11 protein-coding genes are annotated in these 21,614 nt (G+C 45.9%); 8 read left to right on the top strand and 3 right to left on the bottom strand.

The annotated features are described in order from the left end of the window. Positions 1–31 precede the first annotated feature (31 nt). Both ACFI32_RS03485 and ACFI32_RS03480 read left to right on the top strand, forming a co-directional pair. Positions 32–1,144 carry a helix-turn-helix transcriptional regulator gene (locus tag ACFI32_RS03485; protein ID WP_462625107.1) on the top strand — a complete coding sequence of 371 codons (1,113 nt, stop codon included), beginning with the start codon at positions 32–34 and terminating at the stop codon, positions 1,142–1,144. A gap of 67 nt (positions 1,145–1,211) precedes the next feature. Beyond that, entirely contained in the window at positions 1,212–1,850 is a 639-nt protein-coding gene (locus ACFI32_RS03480; protein ID WP_462625106.1) for a TerD family protein, read from the top strand. An 85-nt stretch (positions 1,851–1,935) separates the two neighbouring features. Here ACFI32_RS03480 and ACFI32_RS03475 read toward each other — a convergent pair whose 3' ends face one another. Continuing rightward, positions 1,936–2,916, bottom strand: coding sequence for an ion transporter (locus ACFI32_RS03475; RefSeq protein ID WP_462625105.1), 981 nt, complete (start codon positions 2,914–2,916; stop codon positions 1,936–1,938). Between the two features lie 705 nt (positions 2,917–3,621). Between ACFI32_RS03475 and ACFI32_RS03470 the strand changes: the two genes are divergently transcribed. Beyond that, a complete protein-coding gene (locus tag ACFI32_RS03470) occupies positions 3,622–4,263 on the top strand; it encodes an OmpW/AlkL family protein (protein WP_462625104.1) in 642 nt (213 codons plus the stop codon). Between the two features lie 163 nt (positions 4,264–4,426). Here the strand turns inward: ACFI32_RS03470 and ACFI32_RS03465 are convergent, their stop codons facing one another. Both ACFI32_RS03465 and aceE read right to left on the bottom strand, forming a co-directional pair. Beyond that, on the bottom strand, positions 4,427–6,145 hold the full coding sequence (locus tag ACFI32_RS03465) for a 2-oxo acid dehydrogenase subunit E2 (RefSeq protein ID WP_462625103.1): 1,719 nt from the start codon (positions 6,143–6,145) through the stop codon (positions 4,427–4,429). A gap of 24 nt (positions 6,146–6,169) precedes the next feature. Next, positions 6,170–8,989 carry a pyruvate dehydrogenase (acetyl-transferring), homodimeric type gene (aceE, locus tag ACFI32_RS03460; RefSeq protein WP_462625102.1) on the bottom strand — a complete coding sequence of 940 codons (2,820 nt, stop codon included), beginning with the start codon at positions 8,987–8,989 and terminating at the stop codon, positions 6,170–6,172. 701 nt (positions 8,990–9,690) lie between these two features. Here aceE and ACFI32_RS03455 point away from each other — a divergent pair. From ACFI32_RS03455 to ACFI32_RS03435, 5 genes are all read left to right on the top strand, one after another. After that, positions 9,691–12,711: a hypothetical protein gene (locus tag ACFI32_RS03455; RefSeq protein ID WP_462625101.1), complete on the top strand. Its 3,021-nt coding sequence runs from the start codon at positions 9,691–9,693 to the stop codon at positions 12,709–12,711. Between the two features lie 514 nt (positions 12,712–13,225). Continuing rightward, positions 13,226–15,277: a hypothetical protein gene (locus ACFI32_RS03450; RefSeq protein ID WP_462625100.1), complete on the top strand. Its 2,052-nt coding sequence runs from the start codon at positions 13,226–13,228 to the stop codon at positions 15,275–15,277. A 479-nt stretch (positions 15,278–15,756) separates the two neighbouring features. After that, on the top strand, positions 15,757–18,867 hold the full coding sequence (locus ACFI32_RS03445; protein ID WP_462625099.1) for a hypothetical protein: 3,111 nt from the start codon (positions 15,757–15,759) through the stop codon (positions 18,865–18,867). A 208-nt stretch (positions 18,868–19,075) separates the two neighbouring features. Then, positions 19,076–19,531 carry a hypothetical protein gene (locus tag ACFI32_RS03440; protein WP_462625098.1) on the top strand — a complete coding sequence of 152 codons (456 nt, stop codon included), beginning with the start codon at positions 19,076–19,078 and terminating at the stop codon, positions 19,529–19,531. 25 nt (positions 19,532–19,556) lie between these two features. Further along, entirely contained in the window at positions 19,557–21,596 is a 2,040-nt protein-coding gene (locus tag ACFI32_RS03435; protein WP_462625097.1) for a beta strand repeat-containing protein, read from the top strand. The last annotated feature ends 18 nt before the right edge of the window (positions 21,597–21,614 follow it).

Raw genomic sequence — 21,614 nt, 5'->3', positions numbered from 1 at the left:
ATCACCACCCGTTCACATAGGCTATCTTGTCATGACTGATGAAACCCCTACCGCGCAACTCACAGCAACGCCTCTTGAGGCCAAAACCGCACCTGATAGCACAAGTGCGGCCAGTCGGCACGGCGCGGCGACCACAGCGCGGCAATGGCAAGTGTTGTCCCAGCTACAGCGTAACCGCTGGGTAGGCACCACCCACATCTATGAGCAGCTCATGATGGCAGGCTTTGATATCAGTTTGCGTACCGTACAGCGTGATCTCAACGCCCTTGCCAAACGCTTCCCTATCGAAAAAAATAATGCCAATCCGCAAGGCTGGCGCTGGAAAGATGACGCACCCTTACAAAGCTTGCCGCACATGAACCTATCACAAGCGGTCGCCTTTAACATGGTAGAGGCCAACCTCACCCAACTGCTCCCCCCTGCGATTTTGGACGAGCTGTTTCCGTGGTTTGATTTGGCGCGGCGGCAACTTAAAAACAGCAAAGTGACCCACTCATGGCTGGATCGAGTACGCATTGAGCCTGCCACGCAGCCACTTATCGCGCCGCATATCGACCTTGATAGCAAAGACAATATCTATCACGCATTATTTTATCAGCTACAAATCAAAGCCGCCTATACCCGTAGCAATCAGTCACAAGCCAGCGAATATGTCTTAAACCCCATTGCGATTATTCAGCGCGGCGTCATCATCTACCTGCTGGCCACGCGTATTGATGACCCAGAAGCGATCATTCGCACCTTTGCACTGCACCGTTTTGCCAGTGTTGAGATACTCGATAGCAGCGCTCAAACCCCAGCAGACTTTCAGCTGGATCGTTACTTGGATGCAGGCGGCATGGGCTTTACCCATTCTGTGCTCAGCCAATTGCCCGATCATGGCAAAAACACCCCTGTCGAACTGCACTTTACCGCCAAAGCGGGTAGAAGCTTGACCGAGAGTAAACTGAGTGAAGATCAACGCGTAGATATCAACGAAGATGGCACGCTAACCGTACAAGCAACGGTCAATCTCAACTCGCAGTTGGTTTGGTGGCTACGTGGATTTGGCAAAGGCTTACTCAGTGCCAAGCCAGCCATCTTATATCAAGCCGTGCTGGACGAAGATATGGCTGACGAAACACGCGTGCCATCTACGCATTAATGATAAAAAACAATGATGCCGCATACTATGTGGCTACTATAAAAATAATGAGAACCTAAGGACTTTCATGTCGACGACCGCCCCACTATCATTGGTTTCAGACAATTTATCTGCGCTTGGTCTAAATGCTGACACCTTATATTTTGCCTTGAACTATGAGTTTGATGCCGTGCCCAGCAAGGGCCTACTGGCACGATTTAAGGAAGACCAAGGCAATATGGATCTTGATATCGCTTGTGTGCTTTATGATGCCAACTGCACCATTTCAGATCTGGTCTGGTTTAAGCAGCTTCGCGACAAGGCCGAATCTGTCTGTCATCAAGGTGACAGCTTAACAGGCAAAGATCGCGGCGAGCAGGCACTCTACCGCGCTCCGCTCGATCAAGAGCAAATCCGCCTCTATTTGGCAGATATCCCCGTCAACATCCGTCATCTGGCGCTCCTTGCCAGCTCTTATCACGGTCAGCCGTTTCATACCGTCAAAGCAGGCGAAGTACATCTGAGCGATGATGAAGGCAATCATGCGTTTGATGTCAATCTCAAGCAGTTACCCGCTGATTGCAAAGCGGTTTGGGTCGCCAGTTTGCACCGCGAAGTTGATGACTGGTATTTGACCGTCCACAACTTGCCCTTGTCTGACAAAGATTTGTCAAAAGCGGCGCAAGAGGTGGCTCACGAACTCGCACGAGCCTTACCGACCAGCTAACGTCTTTAGCTACTATAGATAGATTAGGCACAAAAAAGGAGGAGTCAGCGGCTCATCCTTTTTTTATCTTCGCACTTGGGCATTATCATTCGAGCGGCTCACCGCAATGCGGACAAAAGTTTTTCTTATTGACCTCTTTTTCACGTCGCTCCAGCTCTTGCTCACGCAGTACTTGTAATACAATATTTTGCGCCTGCTCTCTATCTAGCCCCAACTCACGGCGTATTTTTTCCACCATACTTTGGTTTTGTACCAGATTAAAATCACCATCGACCAGTAGCTCGCGAAAATGTTGCTCCAGTCCTTCGCGGCGCTGGTTTAGCTCATTGGCAAGACCAGTGGCCAAAATACCTGCAGGCAGTGCCGCCAAACCCACACCCAAAATCGTAATGATAGCACCCAATATTTTACCCGCAGTTGTCACAGGTATCACGTCGCCGTAGCCTACCGTTGTTAGTGTCACCACCGCCCACCACATGGCTTTGGGAATCGACTCAAACACATCTGGCTGGGCATGATTTTCGACCAGATAAATACCACTTGATGCCGTCACAATCATGATGATTAAAATAAAAATCACCGCCTGAAACGAGCCTTTTTCCTTACTGATAACCACCAGTAAGATGCGCATTGACGCAAAATAACGCGTCAGCTTTAAAATCCGAAACAGACGCAAAATTCGTAAGAAACGCAAATCGATACTGACGAAGAAATTCAAAAATGCAGGAGCAATCGCCACCAGATCAATCAATGCAGACGGACTCCTGAGCCAATCCCAGCGCTGTCGCCACGTGGTGTCATCGGGTTTCGCTTCCGCCACGCTCCACAGTCGCAACAAATACTCTATCGAAAACACCACAATAGAAAAGTTTTCAAACCACGTAAAATAGCTTTGGTTCGGGTAATACCATTGATCAACCGATTCTGCAATCACCGCAGCGACATTAGTCATGATTAAAAAAATTAAAAAGTAATCCACGTACCGACTAAATCGAGTGTCATGCTCATCGTTTTGCAGAACGTTGTATACAAAGTGGCGAAAGCGTTTGACGGATTGAAACAGCATGCCATCCCTATACGGTGTAATACCGATATGATTTGAAGTGAAAATAATAATATGGCCGTGTCTGATTTTTTCTAAGCCTATCGTGGTCTACAAACCAAAAATCAGCATAATAATAAACTCAAAACCACATTATGGCGCAATTGAAAACAACAAGATTAGCAGAAAATAGCCATAAATGCTGACATGCCCAAGCGTGGTGGCTACGTTATGAAAAGTTGGAATAATAAATATAGACCAACAATAGCAATAAGATCCCCGTAACACTCAGCCCGATTTGCAATATTCGCTGCTCAGTACGACTGCTATTGATTGAATTATTGGCAGGCACCAGTGACATACCACAGTGGGGACAGTCATTATCCGTCTGACTCAGCAGTATCATGGCGCGTGCATTCGGACACCGCAATGGAGAGTTACTACAATAACCTGCCATAAACATCACTACCTCGATAGTTATTACCAATTTTACCCTAAGGGGATAGTAAAAAACGAATATTATGCTCAGTTTTTCGCAAAAAATATGCCAAAAAGAGCAATAGTAAATATATTGCTACTTTCTCTCTAATCCACTATTTTTTGTATGGAATTAATACTATAATGACAGTAAGGATATCCGATATTACGCCATATCTTTATAGACCAGCCACAAATGTCATCCCTCATTTGTCTGGCTGCTCATCATTTACTACGTTAAGGAACAAAACGATGAAACTACAATCCCTAGTTTTAGCTGCTGCTACTGCCCTTACCATGACTTCTGCCTTTGCGGTTCCAGCAGGTACGTGGTCAGTTGCTGCTGGTGCACACATGGTTGATCCCAAAAGTGACAACGGTACTGTATCTACTGCCTTGGGTAACTTTTCAGTTGATGTAGACAGTGATATTCGCCCCACCATCAGTGGTGAATACTTTTTTGCTGACAATGTCGGTGTTGAGGTATTGGCAGCGATCCCTTTTCATCATGACATTACTTTGACCGCCGCTAATGGTAGTGAGGTTGATGCTAAAACTCAACATCTGCCACCCACCCTATCCTTACAGTACCATTTTGACAACGACATGATGCCTATGAACGTTAAGCCTTTTGTTGGTGTTGGTGTTAACTATACAACCTTTTTCAAGGAAAAAATCTACATTAATAATGTCAAAGCGGATTTAGAGCTTGATGACAGTGTTGGTGTCGCAGGTCATGTTGGACTTGATATCCCGTTATCTGACAGCGAATACTTCCGTATTGATAGCCGCTATATGGACATCAAAACCGATGCCAGCTTAAATGGTGACGACATCGGTGAAGTGGATATCAGCCCTTGGGTATATGGTGTCGCATTCGTTAAACAGTTCTAATCAAGAACCGTATTAGCTCGTTGACATAGATATAAAAAGCCAGCACGCATGCTGGCTTTTTTGTGGCTGGAATTTGCCTATTACCTATAATTAAGCTATCCCCATAAAAAAGACCACCCTAAGGCAGTCTTTTTATTTTATCACGTCCGTCTAATAGCATGACTTATAACAAAATACGGCGTGGATCTGCAAGCAAAGTGGCAACGTAACGGGTAAATACGGCAGCATCAGCACCGTTAATCACGCGGTGATCATAAGACAATGACAATGGCAACATTAAGCGTGGTTCAAAGGCTTGTGTGCCTTTGTTCCATACTGGTTGCATGGTCGCCTCTGAAGCACCCAAGATACCCACTTGTGGCCAGTTGACCAGTGGTGTGAATGCTGTACCGCCTAAGACACCTTGGCTTGAAATGGTAAAGCTAGCGCCTTGCATGTCTTTGGTGGTGAGTTTTTTGTCACGGGCTTTGCCTGCAAGCTCACCAATTTCGATCGCGATCTGCTTAATACCTTTGTCCTGTGCATTTTTAATCACAGGAACCACTAGGCCATCATCGGTCGCCACCGCAATACCCATATTCACGCTTTTGCGCAAAATAACTTGCGTATTGTCATCACTTAAGTGACTGTTAAAGCGTGGATGCTGAGTCAAGGCGTAAGCCGTTGCTTTCACGATAAAGGCCAAAATGGTCAAGCCAATACCTTGCGCTTTCATACCGCCTTTTAGCTCGCCACGTAATTTTTCAGTTTCGGTAATGTCTGAAACATCAAATTGCGTCACTTGTGGTAGATAGGTATTGTAGTTCAGCTGCGGAATAGACACTTTTTGCAAGCGGCTTAAGTCTTGGGTTTCTGTTTCACCCCAAATCTCAACATTGCCCATATCAGGTAGCTTTGGTAAACCTGAGCTGGCCACAGCCTGAGGGGCTGGCGCTGCTTGCTGCGTGGTCAAACGGTTTTTGACATGAGCGAATAAATCTTCTTTCAAGATACGATCATTAACCGCTGAGCCAATCACTTGTGTGATATCAACTCCAAGCTGGCGTGCCAGCTTACGTACCGCAGGACCTGCATAAACGTCGGTCAATTTTTCATTAACTTCCGCTTCACTCAGCTTTTTATCCGCAGATACAGGGGCAGCACTGGTGCTTGGCGCTGGTGCTTGTTTTGGCTCGCCTGTTGGTGCTGGCTGCGCCTTGCTTTCAGTCTTGCTGTCGGCTTTGGCAGCAGGTTTGTCGGCCTTAGCTTCTTTTTTGGCATTGTCTGCTTTAGGCGCAGGTTTTGCGCTACCTGCTGCTTTAATGACAATGAAGTCTTGACCATTGGCAACCATATCACCTGCGCTGATCAAGATTTTTTCGACCACGCCAGCTTCTGGTGCAGGCACTTCAACCGATGCTTTGTCAGATTCAATCAGTAAAAGAGAATCGTCCGCTGCCACTGTATCACCAACGCTGACCATGATTTCAGCCACTTGCGCTTCATCAACACCAAGGTCTGGTAGTGCGTGCGTGGTTGATGCGCCTTCACCCGCATTATCATTGGTGTCATCTTCTGCGTCGGTGGTGTCTTCAGCAGGCGCTTCTTCGGCACGGTCATCGGCTTGTTCTGGCGCGGACGTGTCTTCAGCACTGTTGTCAGCATCATCACTGGCATCTGCGCTATCCACTTCAATCAGTACCATACCTTCACTGACATTGTCGCCAACGGCCACACTGATTTTAGTTACTTTACCAGCAGCAGAGCTTGGTACTTCAACAGAAGCCTTGTCAGACTCTAGTAGGACGATGTTGTCATCTTTTTCGATAACATCACCCACAGCAACCATAATCTCGCTAACTTCGGCGCTCTCCACACCCAAATCGGGGGCTTTAATCTCCATCCTATTTCTCCTTATTTATTGGTTTTATTCTTTGACGTCATCATCATTGAGTAAAGCTGCGTCGGCCTGATCTTCAGCGCGACCTTCAGTGGTGATTTCATCGTCATCTTCGCCAACAAATTCAGGGACTGGGTTTGGGTTGACCTTTTCAGGCGCTGGCGCTGGTGCATCTGGGAAATGGTCATAATGTGGCTGCTGCTGCCATGCTGGCGGCTGATCCACATCGATATCAAAACTTGAGATAGCGTCTTTAACCAAACGCATTTCAACTTCGCCTTCATCAGCTAAGCGCTTGAGCGTTGCAACCACAATGTGTTCGGCATCAACATTAAAGAAGCTACGCAGTTGTTCACGTGAATCTGAGCGGCCAAAGCCATCTGTACCAAGCGTGGTATAAGGACGGTTGTCTGGTAACCAGCCACGGATTTGCTCTGAATAGTTACGCATATAGTCAGTAGCAGCAACCACGATACCTTCATGCGGCGCGAGCTGCTCGGTTACCCAAGGTACGATCTCTTCTTCCATTGGATGTAAGCGATTGTAGTCATCACAGGCCATACCATCACGGGTCAACTCGTTGAAGCTGGTCACACTCCATACGTTAGAGGTGATATTGAACTCTTCTTTCAAGATCTTAGCCGCTTTTTGTACTTCACGTAAAATAACCCCTGAACCCAGCAGCTGTACTTGTGTGGATCCATTGTCTTCTAGCAGATACATACCACGCTTGATACCTTCTTCCGCGCCTTCTGGCATGGCTGGCTGCTCGTAGTTCTCGTTCATCAGAGTCAAGTAGTAATAAACACGCTCACCTTCGCCATACATACGGCGTAGGCCATCATGCACAACCACAGCTAACTCGTAACCGAAGCAAGGATCATAAGTCACGCAGTTTGGTACCACGTTAAATAGAATTTGTGAATGACCATCTTGATGCTGTAAGCCTTCGCCATTTAGCGTTGTACGGCCAGCTGTCGCACCAAGCAAGAAGCCCTGCGCCTGACAGTCACCTGCCGCCCACGCCAAGTCACCGATACGCTGGAAGCCAAACATAGAGTAGTAGATGTACATCGGAATCATCGGTAACGCGTTCACAGAGTAACTGGTCGCCAAAGCAATCCATGCACTCATCGCACCCGCTTCGTTGATACCCTCTTCTAACATATGACCATCGATGGCTTCTTTATAGCCCATCAAGGCTTCGCTGTCTTCAGGCGTGTAAGTTTGCCCTGCCGCAGAGTAGATACCCAACTGACGGAACATGCCTTCTAGACCAAAGGTACGCGCCTCATCCGGTACGATAGGTACCACACGATCTTGAATGTCTTTGTTTTTCAGCATCGCTGACAAGAGACGAACAAAGACCATAGTCGTCGACTGCTCTTTACCATTACTGCCTTTTAATACGCGATCAAAGATAGACAGCTCAGGAATATTTAGCGGAATATGACCACTACGGCGGTTTGGCAAGTGACCACCCAAGGCCTCACGACGGCCTTTGAGGTACTTCATTTCTACCGAGTTTTCATCTGGACGATAAAACGGTAGCGTTTCTAGCTGCTCATCGGTGAATGGCAAGTCAAAACGGTCGCGGAAATACATCAGCGCTTCCATATCCAACTTTTTGATTTGGTGTGCTTTGTTGACTGACTGTGCTTGCTCAGACAGACCATAGCCTTTAACCGTCTTAACCAAAATAACCGTCGGTTGACCTTTGGTTTTCATCGCTTCACTAAAGGCGGCATACACTTTCATTGGATCGTGGCCACCACGATTCAAGCGCGTAATGTCTTCGTCAGACATGGCATCAGCCATCTCTTCAAGTTCAGGATATTTACCAAAGAACTCTTTGCGAGTAAATTCAGGGCTACGTGTCTCGTATAGCTGGTATTCGCCATCGACGACCTCTTCCATACGATGTTTTAGGACACCTGTCTCATCATTTGCCAGCAGCTTGTCCCACTTACCGCCCCAAATGACTTTAATGACGCGCCAGCCTGCACCGCGGAAGACCGATTCCAGCTCTTGGATAATTTTACCGTTACCACGCACAGGCCCATCTAGGCGCTGCAAGTTACAGTTGATCACCCAGATCAGATTGTCTAATTTTTCACGACCCGCCAAAGAGATGGCACCCAAGCTTTCTGGCTCATCCGTCTCGCCATCACCCAAGAATGCCCAGATTTTACGGCCTTCTTTTTCTAATAATTTACGGTTTTCCATATAACGATGGACATGAGCATGGTAGATCGACATGATCGGCCCTAAGCCCATCGATACCGTTGGAAACTGCCAGTAATCTGGCATTAGGTACGGATGCGGATAACTAGATAGACCCTTACCACCGACTTCACGACGGAAATTATCCAGCTGGTCTTCATTTAAACGACCTTCTAAGTAAGAACGCGCGTAGATACCTGGTGCTGAGTGACCTTGATAATAAATCATGTCACCACCGAAGTGATCGCTTGCCGCACGGAAGAAGTGGTTAAACCCTGTTTCATAAAGGGTCGCACTAGAGGCGAATGAGGACAGGTGACCGCCCAAATCGTCGTCGTTTTTGTTGGCACGCATCACCATTGCCAAGGCGTTATAACGAATAAGGGCGCGAATTTTGCGCTCGATACCCAAGTCACCTGGGTACATTGGCTCATCTTCGACAGAAATGGTGTTTACGTAGGCGGTGTCTAGACGGTTAAATGGCAGGCCTTCTTGGACGGCCATGTTATAAAGCGCTTTTAGCAAAAACTGTGCGCGATCCTTATCAGCATGTTTAATGACGGACTCAAAAGCCTGCAGCCACTCTTGGGTTTCAGTGCTGTCATCATCCTTATAGTAATTCATCTGTGCTAATCCTTTTTGTCAATCATGCCTGTACAATAACAGGGTTATGGAATGGAGTATCAGACAACGGTTTACTTATCCACGTCCTTGCTGTTTTAAGTAGTGTATTGTCTAAAGTGGTCTGTATTGTCAATAAGACAATACAAACGATCAGGAAGTGACCTTACGAGAGTACACAGTCTATGCTATCAATGTCAGTATAGCCATGTGTCGCTGGTAGTATCTGTTTTGTGTAACTATTTAAGAAATTACGGCAAGCTATTATAAACACTTATTGTAAAAATGTTTATGGCTGTGGAGAAATGGTAATATAACAAGTATTTTTCAAAAAAATAGTCGTTAGTTGTTTTGAAAATGCCTTTGCGACAGCCTGCTATCAAACCATCTTAGCATTATTCTCTCTTTATACCACCCTGACTGATGAAAGGTTTTAGTCAAAAATTGCTGAGGTTCGTCTCCTACCTTATCCCTTCATCATCTAAAAACAACCACTAGTGGTATTCGCTCTGCTTTTGTCTCCATCACCGCCTATCATTGTATAAAATAAAATATTAACCCCTCATTGCTATTGGTTAGTCTCCTTAAAGGGTGTCTTATTTTGGGCTTATACTATGAATAAGGTTTATCGGTTTATGCCACTGCCACACTCGATACATTTTGGTGTTACATATCACTATTTAAACATGCTTATTGCTACAGTGATGTTACTACTGGTTAACAATGCATCTTTTGCAGCCACTCCGAACCCTGGCGCGACCTGTCCTGCTGGGGCAGCTCAAGGCAGTTTTGTTAGTAGTGATTATAATAACTTGGTCGCTAGCAGTAGCAACAATAACTATTTTAATGTGGCGGGCAATGCTTCTGGCAGTATTCCACTTCAGATGAAAATGACAGTTACAGAGTCGAGTATCAACAATATTAATGACACTTTCAGTGCGGTCAACAATTCAGTCGTTGTTGGTAGAAACTTTCCTAGTGCAAACGACTATACAGACCTGACCTTAAATTTTCGTAATAGTACGACCCAACAACCTATCTACTTAACCAACGTTGCTATGAGTGCCTTTGACGTTGACTATTCAAATAATGGCAGTAGCCTATTTGATGATTATGTACGCATTACGGGTGTTACCCAGAATGGCTCTATTATCGATGGCACATTGCAAAATATAGCGGGATCAAATGTCGCTTACCCTGGTGGATTGAACAATACCACTACTTTTAACTGCGCATCAAGAGACCTAGATACCCGTTGCCAAGGTTCCATTCAGTTCTCACAAGCTGTCAGTACCGTAACCGTTCGCTATACAAACAATACCAACTTTATTACTAGCAACCCCACTAGTCAGGAAATACAACTGCGTGTTGATAATTATTGTTACGTCCCACCTCCATCTTCTTATAGCATCACTAAAGATGATGGCATTAACAGTGTTGGTACAAATAATACGACCACCTATATTATCAAGGTGACTAATACGGGTGAGACAGCATTAACGAATATTGTGCTAAAAGATCCTGTTGCTACAGGTCTGATTAAAGAAAATAACGTTACCTGTGATGCGACAGATAATACTAATACTTGCATTACGGCACCCACTAAAACGCAGTTAGAAAGTACAAATGGTTTTACTATACCGAGTCTTGCGGTAGGTAGAACTTATAGTATCAAAGTGCCCACTAAAGTGACAGCATCTGAGGGATCAACCGTCACCAATACTGCTACCATAAAGACCAGCAATCTAGATTTAAAAAGTGCCAGTGATAGCAACAGTGTTGGCTCTGTGTTTTCTGGTGGTTCTTCTAACACGCCAGCTACGTGTCCAAGTGGGCATAAAATGTATTACCTTGGTGCTAATCCACCGTCCTTTAGTCCTATAAACTCCCAACCGCTGGACTGGACTACTGGAAACCTATCAAGGACTTTTACATTTGCAGAGTCCACAGGTAATAAAACATTTATTATTAGCTTCGATAATTTGAGAAACTTGAATAGTAGTGGAGGTACCCCTCCTTATTTTGGCTCTATTAATGGTGTCACAACGTCAGCTATTAACTTACGACACAACTCGCCTAGCGCTGAGACTAACCATGAACTAAACATCCGTGTCAACCGCCCTGTTAGTAAGACAGGCTACAAAGTACAAGACTTAGATTCTACAATTATTTCAGGTGAGATTCCTTACGTAGAACAGGTCGATGTCTCTACTAATGGTGGTCTACTCACTTTCAACGAAATTTTTCATACGATCAATTCTAATAGAAATATTGTTACTGCTATCAGAGAAAGGAACTGCGGCGTTGGCGAGTGTACCATCGATGCAACTTGGGGTTACAACACAACCAATACGCCTTTAAATCTAAAACATAGCAATACGTTCACTGAAAGAAATAGTACACATGTTGTCGGCTACTCCGACTTCTATTTTTGTCTTGCACCGCCCAAAGTAGTGATCAACAAAGCCTTGACGGGTACGCGAGTCAACGACACCGCAGGCAACCGCGATCAGTTCACCATCAGTGTCAATAACAGCGGCACACCCCTATCCAGCTTTGAAACCATAGGCTCAGGGCAAAACATCACTAATAACAGCGGTGCCATTACCTTGGCTGAGAATACCACCTATACCATCACCGAGCGCGTGACCAGTAGCGCGGCTGGTGATATTGCCAACTACAGTGCCACTTATGCCTGTAACAATAACACTGCAGGTAGTAATACTGTTATGCCGACCTCAGCAATGACTTATGATCCAGCCGCAAAAACCCGCTCTTTTACCCTATCTAACGTGGCTTATGGTGACCAGGTCACCTGTACCATTACCAACAGCCCTGCCAGCTACACCTTTTCAGGGATTGTGTTCAATGACAATGGCGGTATCACGGCCAGTAGCGCCACTCAGTACGACACCTCTGCCACCTTTACCAGCAACGCCAACTACGCCAATGGCCTCTTTGATAGCAATGAGAACGGCATCTTTGCCAATGGACTGCAAGTCAGATTGACCGATTGTAGTGGCAACATCCTAGCCGCCAGCCCAAGCAATCCGCAAACGGTCTCAAATACCAGTAGCACGTTAGGACGATATAACTTTAACGTCTCGTCCAGTGTACTCAGTGGTAAAACCAAAGTCTGTTTGATTGAAATTGAGCCTTCTGACTGGGCCTATACAGTCGATACCAACATGAATACAAGAGAGGTGACGTTAGTGGCCAATACTTATAACTACAGTACGGCAAAAGACACTTCTGGCGCTATCATACGTAACCTAGACTTTGGCGAGCTAAAACCTCAGAATGCGCCGTTAGTCCTCAAAAAATACCAATATGTTCATCAATGCGATGATGCGTTGGATTATACTGCTGTACCCAGCGGTACAGAGCAGCCGACTACTGGCTTTAGTGTCAACCCTGCCAGCGATATCGAACCTGAGAACTGTATTGCTTATAAAGTCGAGGCCTATAATCGTGGACATATCGAATTGACAGACGTACAAATCACCGATGAACTGCAACTGACACCAGTCAAGTCAGTGTTTCGCTTGCCCAGTCCGCTGGGTGTGCCAGCCAGTATTTATCAAGGCAGCAATACGTCAGCGGTCATCGGCAGCAATGGCACCATCGTCTCTGACATCTTTAATCTAAGCAAAGCCACAACATCCAACCCAACCCAAGCCACACTTTATTTTAACAGCAAATACGGTAAAACAAATGTCGATTAAAAAACCAACCGCTTATCCGCCTTATAGCCAAAAGTATAGTTAATGTAACTGGTTATTTACCGCTAATACAATCTATTGTGTTACCTATCTTGTTGTTAATGACGCCTTATATTTTTCCTGTAATAATGCAGTTACCTTGATTTCACTACTCAAGGTCGCTGTATTTTTTTGCACATGGAACAGGATTTTTTATTAAAAATTGATTTTGAAAAGGTCATTAACGACCTGATTGCAAACTACTATGTAACTTTACGTAAAAAAATTAAGGAACTTATGTTCTCTAATTTTGCGGTTTCTGCTGTCTTTTTTTTGCCTAAAAGCAGATAAACGAGACACACGTTACCGATTTAGGAAGTCAGCAACCATTGATGCATAGCACCAATGGCAGGATCTCTATTTTTAAAATTTTGTGTTTTACCTGTGCCTACCAAGTGATTGCCGATGAGCGGCAGTCCTTCTATACCATCATTTAACTGCTTATAAGGTGAATAACTTTGCCAGCATGGAGTCCGAAATGAAATCAAATACTTTCAATTACAGCCTGTTAGCACTGGGTATTACTGCTATTTTGGGGCTTTCCACAAATGCTATGGCAGTCACCACACAATCTGCACAAGCCACAGCGTCTATCAACAACATCGCCAGCGCTACTTATAAAGTAGGTAGCGAGCAGCAAACGCCCGTCAATTCAAATACGGTTACCATCAATATCTCAGAAACCGCTGCGTTTTCACTAACCGCCACCAATGCTGATGGCACCAAAGACGACAATAAAAATGAAAATCTATCTGTTGTTCCAAAAGGTACGGTCGTCTTTACGCATACATTAGAAAATACAGGTAACCTGACTGATGTATACACCATGACACTGGCACAAGATGGCTCAACGCCAGCAGATACGGCTGACTATGATCTGTCCAATACGACCGTCAGCTATACCATCTACAATCAAGACGACACGGTTTCTGCAACCGTTTCAGGTCAGACTACCAGCACATTTAACGCAACCCCTATTGAGCTAACAAAAGGGCAACGGGCTGAAATCTCAGTCAATGCGAAGACCAGTGGCAATAAAGGCGGAGATACACAAAACCTTACTTTAACAGCATCGAGCGAGTATTTGACCAACGACAGCACGCCTGATAATGATAGTGTGACCAATACTGACTACGCCATCACTAGGCTACCTGTCTTTAATATCGTCAAATCTGTCTCAGACACGTTAGATTTGAACGATCCCAACGATACGGCCACTTATACCATCACCGTAACCAATGACGACCGTGCTGATTACGCAGTAGACGCCACTGACCTCACGATTATTGACAACCTACCCCTTGGTCTAAAACTGGTCGAAGGCTCCACCTCTATATCACAAGGCAACGCCATCGAAAATACCAATGGCGCGGGCACTGGCACAACGCTCGATGGCTTTGAAATAACTGGCGTAAACTTGGCAGTGGGTGACAGTATCACCGTCACCTATCAAGTACAAAAGGATGCCAATGAAGCCTTGGCCCAAAACACCATCAACCATGCCAGCGTTGAATATGTGCTAGACAATAACGATCCTGATACGGCTAATGAGGTCTTGCGTGACAGTACCGATTCTACTAATGAAAATGCCAATGATTATTACGTTACGGATGAAGAAAGTACCGATGGTAATACGCCCAATCCGATAAGCGGCGACTCCACTATGCCACTGACCGCTAACAAACGTGCATTAACCCTATCTGGTAGCGCCACCAAAGAAATACCCAACACATCTAGTGCGACAACTGAAGCCACATACCAGACAGTGATTACCAATACAGGTAAAGAGGTTGAAGGTGACAGTGCAGGCGAAGTCACCTTTACGATCACTGAAGGCAATAATGCAGATATCAGCCTAAATGGTGACGTCACCATCACCTATGATGCTGATGGCACAGGTGGTAATGCACCTGCTAGTGCCGTTACCATCACAGCCGTGAATGGGGTTTATGATATCAATAGCGCATTGCCTACGGGTATGGCGCCTGACAGTACGGTTACCATTACCTATAACATGGCCTCAACGCAAGCCACTATAAATGATACTGAGACCACCACAGTACAGTTGGTGCCAGGTGGCGTTGATGCGCCTGCTGACAATGGTAACTTCGTCGTTATCAATACCACTGAGGTACACGGGCTGACACTACAAAAAAACCAAGCCTTGGATGCCAACTGTGATGGTACGATCGAAGGCTCTTTTGTGGATACCGCTTTATCAGCTGATCCAAGCGAGTGTGTGATCTATCAAATCGTCGCCACCAGTGGTTTTGATAACTTGGATATTACAGATCTGCTGATCTATGATACGACCAGTCGTTTTTCGAATAAGGCCTCTTACGTCTCAAATAGTGGCACCATCACGGTGAGCAGCAACGACTCTGTCGCCAGCAACCCTGTCAACAACGATGCCGATAACACAGACATCAATGAAGCCGCTGTTTATACCACGGTAAATACGCTAAAGGCGGGCGATGTGGCTACGCTGACGTTCGCCATTCAACTTGACGCATCGGGTGCAGCGCAATAGCCCAAAAGGCAAACATCCTACCTATAAGGTATTCACTCTAGGGCGTGTCCTCATTTTGAATACGATGATAACAATGAGGACACATCCTAAATTACAGGTCTATAAACCATGGTGTTTATAGGCCTTTTTTGTGTCAGCGTGCTTTTCACTCAGCTCGTTTTTTGTTCATAGCCAAGCGCTCTTAATCACATCTCCCAGCCCAGCCCTCTTTAATGTGTACTACTTTATTTACTATAAAAATAGGCAATTGTTTAATAAAAATGGTAGATTTAAATATTTGCTAGCCAATAAATATAAAAACAACTGCTCATAGTATCAATGTTTGCCTCAGCATTTTTGAACGATAACGCCAACAACCCGAAAAAAAATTCTAGTCTTTATCATCATTATTGATTAATATGAGATAGAATCCTTTTTTTTGTATTTAAACGGTTAATTGTTGTGTCAGTTTAGAGACATTTTTATTTTGGGATACCTTTATGGATAACGTTTATAACAGATCGTTCTTACTTAGATCGCGCTTGCATAATATGGCACGCCGTCATATCGGTACGACTGTTATTTTTACGTCCTTACTATTGTTTAGCAATACCGTATTTGCGGCGGCGTCTTGTCCATCACAGCAGCGCCTATATTATATCGGTGCCACGCCACCAAGCTCGGCATATAGCACGCAGTCATTATCAGGCTGGGTTTCTGGTAATACTTCTCGTACCTATACGTTTTCAGAAGCCTCTGGTGATAAAAATGTCACAATTAATTTCCCACTTTTTTTGGATCAATATACAACCTATATAGAACAGCCACCATATTACGGCACGTTGACTGGCGCCACTCTAAACGCCATCACTATGATACATAATTCGACACCAACCAAAATCAATCATAGATTGGATGTGACGATCAACAGACCTATCACACGAGCAGGATATATCATCCAAGATATTGACTCAGCAAAGAATGCTGATGATGCCGTTCCCTATCAGGAAGCCGTCAATGTGGCTTCCACAGGTGGCAAGCTGACCTACAATCCAGCTTTTCATACCATTAATGCAAATTTGGATATGGTCACCTCTATTTTGCGTATTGCTTGTGATAACAATAACAGCACCTACGCGTGTCCCATTGAGGCGACTTGGGGTGCCAAAGCAGCCAACAGCCCGTTGTCGTTGGTACATAGTAACGAGTTCAGCCAATATAATGGCCCACATGTCTTGGGATATTCAGACTTTTATTTTTGTCTGGCGCCGCCAAAAGTGACGGTTAATAAGCAGCTAAGCGGTACGCGTTTTAATGATACTAGTGGCAATCGCGACCAGTTCACCATCAGCGTCAATAACGGTGGCACATCACTAGCCAGCTTTGCAACCACAGGCTCTGGATCAGGTGTTACCAATAACAGTAGTGGCGCCGTCAGTCTGGCGGAGAATACCAGCTACACGATCACGGAGAGGGTGACGGGCAGCACAAATGGGGATATTGCCAATTACAATGCCAGCTACACCTGTACCAATAGCTCAACGGGAAGCGCAACGGTCATGCCAACAATAGCAATGACCTATAACGCTACCGCCAAAACACGCTCATTCACTTTGTCCAATGTGGCGTATGGTGATGATATCAGTTGTACCATCACCAACAGTCCAAAATCTGTTTTTGATGGCGGCTCAGCACTGACCCCAGCGTCTTGCCCTGCAACTCATCGTATGTATTATATTGGCGCTGCGGCACCAAGCAGTGCTTATAGATCACTGCCGCTGTCTGGTTGGACTGCAGGGGCGACCAGTAGAGAATATGCGTTTACTAATGGCCCAACCTTTACGTTGAATTTTACATCCATACTGGACTTGTATACGCAGTATACCCAGTCGTCACCTTTTTATGGCGATATTGCTAATGCCTCGCAAAATGCCATCAACTTGATACACGACTCAACCTCAAACAGAACCAACCACATCCTAAACGCGACCGTCAACAGACCTGTCTCAAAGCTAGGCTTTGTGATACAAGATGTGGATTCTACCGATAATGGCTCGCAGGTACCTTACCGAGAGCAAGTCGATGTGTCAGGGTCTGCAGGGGTATTAACCCACAATACCACTTATCATACGATCAACGCTGCTAACAATATTGTCACTTCCGTTAGCGGACTCAACTGCAACACCGTTGGTGCTTGCTCCATCAATGCCACTTGGGGCTACAAAGCCGCTAATAGCCCTTTTCGGTTGCTACACAACAATATTTTTAGTCAATATGATTCGCCGCATGCGGTCGCCTACTCCGACTTTTACTTTTGTATGGCACCGCCCAAAGTAGTGATCAACAAACAGCTGACTGGCAACCGTGTCAATGACACTGCAAGCAATCGCGATCAGTTCACCATCAGTGTCAATAACGGCGGTACACCCCTATCCAGCTTTGAAACCACAGGCTCAGGTCAAAATATTACCAACAGCAGCGGCGCCATTACCTTGGCTGAAAATACCACCTATACCATCACCGAGCGCGTCACCAGCAGCGCTATGGGCGATATTGCCAACTACAGTGCCACTTATGCCTGTACCAACAGCACCTCAGGCAGCACAACAGTCATGCCCACTGCCGCGATGACTTATAATGCAAGCAACAAAACTCGCTCGTTTACCTTATCTAACGTGGCTTATGGCGACCAGATCACTTGTACCATTACCAACAGCCCTGCCAGCTACACCTTTTCAGGGATTGTGTTCAATGACAATGGCGGTATCACGGCCAGTAGCGCCACTCAGTACGACACCTCTGCCACCTTTACCAGTAACGCCAACTACGCCAATGGCCTCTTTGATAGCAATGAGAACGGCATCTTTGCCAGTGGACTGCAAGTCAGATTGACCGACTGCAGTGGCAACACCCTAGCCGCCAGCCCAAGCAATCCGCAAACGGTCTCAAATACCAGTAGCACGTTAGGACGCTATAACTTTAACGTCTCACCCAGTGCGCTTAGTGGTAAAACTAAAGTATGCCTAGTCGTCGTGGAACCAGCTGGCTGGGATTATGTGGTCGATACCACCACAGACACCAGAGAGGTGACGTTAGTGGCCAATACTTATAACTACAGTACGGCAAAAGACACTTCTGGCGCTATCATACGTAACCTAGACTTTGGCGAGCTAAAACCTCAGAATGCGCCGTTAGTCCTCAAAAAATACCAATATGTTCATCAATGCGATGATGCGTTGGATTATACTGCTGTACCCAGCGGTACAGAGCAGCCGACTACTGGCTTTAGTGTCAACCCTGCCAGCGACATCGAGGCGGGCAACTGTATTGCTTACAAGGTAGAGGCTCACAATCGCGGCCATATTAATATCACAGACGTACAAATCACCGATGAACTGCAACTGACACCAGTCAAGTCAGTGTTTCGCTTGCCCAGTCCGCTGGGTGTGCCAGCCAGTATTTATCAAGGCAGCAATACGTCAGCGGTCATCGGCAGCAATGGCACCATCGTCTCTGACATCTTTAATCTAAGCAAAGCCACAACATCCAACCCAGCCCAAGCCACACTTTATTTTAATAGCAAATACGGAGCCACCAACGATGCCCCATAGGCCTTGACCGCCGCGTCAACAAAGCGTCAATTTTTACGCTTCTGACCTGCCTTTAGTCATAACCAAATCGCGATTCATCCGTTATTTGGTGTCTTTTTGTATCTACTGTGCCAGTATGTTTGGCATAATATTTGCTCATATCGATTTATAACTTTTTTCTATTTTGATTCAAACACATGTTAGAGCCACTCTAACCAAGGAGTACAACGTGAAATCATTTAAAACGTTACAGTACGCTATTATTGGCACTGCCCTATGTACAGGGGCGGCGCACGCTGAAGATGCGTTGAAAATGGATTTAGTAGCGAACCAAGTCACACAAAATGCCGATGGCAAAACCACTTACACGCCAGTACGTACTGCGCCTGCAGGCACTGTCATTCAGTACAAAGCGACCTACACCAACACGATCAACCAAAGTATTAGTGATCTAGCAGTGACGCTTCCCATTCCTGCAAACATGACATTCACTGGTAGCGCGATGCCTGCCAGTGCTCAAGCCAGTATCGATGGTAAAAACTATGCTGACATGCCGTTGATGCGCAAAGTGAATGGCAAAGTTGTGAAAGTCCCTTTATCAGAATACAAGTCACTACGCTGGAATATCCGCTTACTTCCAGCCAACAAATCCGCCGATGTCTCATTAAACGCGACAGTAAATTAACCTTTTTATTCAGGAGTAGATGCAAATGAAAAACCAGCTATTTAACCGCTCGTTATTGACTGTCGCCGTGGTCGCAGCGATGGGTATGACGATGACTGCCAACGCCGCTGACGTCACTTATGATGCCGCCAATGCCTTTACCGTAAATAACAAAGCCTCTGCCACCTATACTGTGGATGGCAATGCCACACAGCAGACCGCTGAGTCAAACGAAGTCACCATCTCTGTCTCTGAGACGGGCGCGTTTAGCTTAGTCGCGACGGTTCTTGATGGTGATAACAATCAAGACACCAACGCCGATCTTGCAATCGATCCAGAAGACGGCTCAACGGTTGAGTTCACACACACGTTAACCAACGATGGTAACGTGGCTGACACCTACACCATTGAGATCGAAAATGGCGCAAGTGATAATTTTGATTATGATATTACGAACACAACCATCAGCTATCAAATAAAAGATGCCTCAGGTGTTAACGTTGGTACCGAAGTCACTATCGCCAACAATGGCAGCATTACGCTAGAAGCCCGTCAGTATGCTGAGATCGTCGTAAGCGCAGAAGCAGCCTCAGCTCGTGTACTTGGAGAAACAGGGGTGTTGAACGTTGCAGCGACCAGTACCTATCTAAGCGGCAAAAACCAAAGCGCTACTGCCAGTAATACCGACAGTGCTGTCACCACCACACCTGTGTACGGCATTACTAAGTCTGCCCAGACCAACTTAGGAAACAATCGTCTTGATTTGAACAACTCAGACGCTTATATTGACTATACCATCACGGTAGAAAACCAAGGTAATGCCGATGGTACCTCAGTGCGCATCACTGACGCTCTACCTGAAGGGTTGGTTGCCATCAAAAGTGGTGAAGCCAACTATGTCGCCCCCACAGTGACAGCAGGTGGCAATCCTATCGGTGGCGCCAGTACCACCAATACCGCTAACATTTCTGCTGATGGCAAGACGGTGACAGTAACCGGACAAAACATCAAGCAAAATGAAATCATCACCTTGACCTTCCGTGCCAAAGCGTCAGCCACAGCCGCTGTAGGTGGTGAATTTAATAACTATGCGGTGGTTGAAGACGATGTCAATGATGATGGCACATTTGACTTAGTTGACAGCTCGGGTGGCACCAGTGACACCAGTGTCACTGAAAATACTTACGAAAACCCAGCCACACCTGATGATGGTGCCGATGACAATACCGATGCCAAAGTCACCCCAGCAGCTCAAACGCGTGACCTGACGATCAGCACACCTGATAATAAAGAAGTGGCGCTACAAAGCGACAGCACTTACGTCTATACCATCACCAACGCAGGCTCCGACATTACCGAAGCCAATGACCAAGATGAAGTGTTCTTCACCATCGATCCGACTGCTGACAATGCCGACATTACCATTGGTAGAGTATTCGTCGATGCCAACGGTAACGGTGCCTTTGATGCTGGCGAAACAGTCTTGACAGCCAATGCAAGCAACCAGTATGACCTAAACGATGCGGCACCTGCTGGCCTCGCGCCAAGTACGACCGTCGTGATCGGTGTTGAAGTCACTGCCAATGGCTCAGGCAGCAACCTCGGTACCGATAGCGCTATTGGTACTTTTGAAAACATGACCGTCACGGTATCACCGGTGACCACGGTTGACGGCACAGCAGCGCCATCTGATGCGGCCACAACGACGACAACAACAATGCAGGGTATTGATTTATTCAAATATCAGGCGGTTGACACCTGTACCACAGTACCAACTGCCATTGCTGATTCAGCTTGGGTCACCACCTCGATTTCTGGGGCCGTTGCTGGGGCCTGTGTCTTCTACAAGCTAGAAGCTACCAATACGTTCACCAGTACCAGCATATCAGGTGTTGCTATTGCAGATACGTTAGCTTCTACCCTCACGTATCAAAACAACTTTAGCTCTGAGACGTCAATCAACTCACCAGCAGCCTCTGATGATACATCAGGTAATGTTGTTGGCGGTACGTTCGCCACATTAGCACCAACAGAAACAGGTACTATTTATTTCTCAGCGCAAATCTCTCAAACAGGTACCAACTAAGTCACTATAGCCTTAACT

Source organism: Psychrobacter sp. PSi21, from assembly GCF_054960615.1.
Note: the sequence above shows the minus strand (reverse complement) of the source record. Positions and strands in the feature narration are given on the sequence as shown.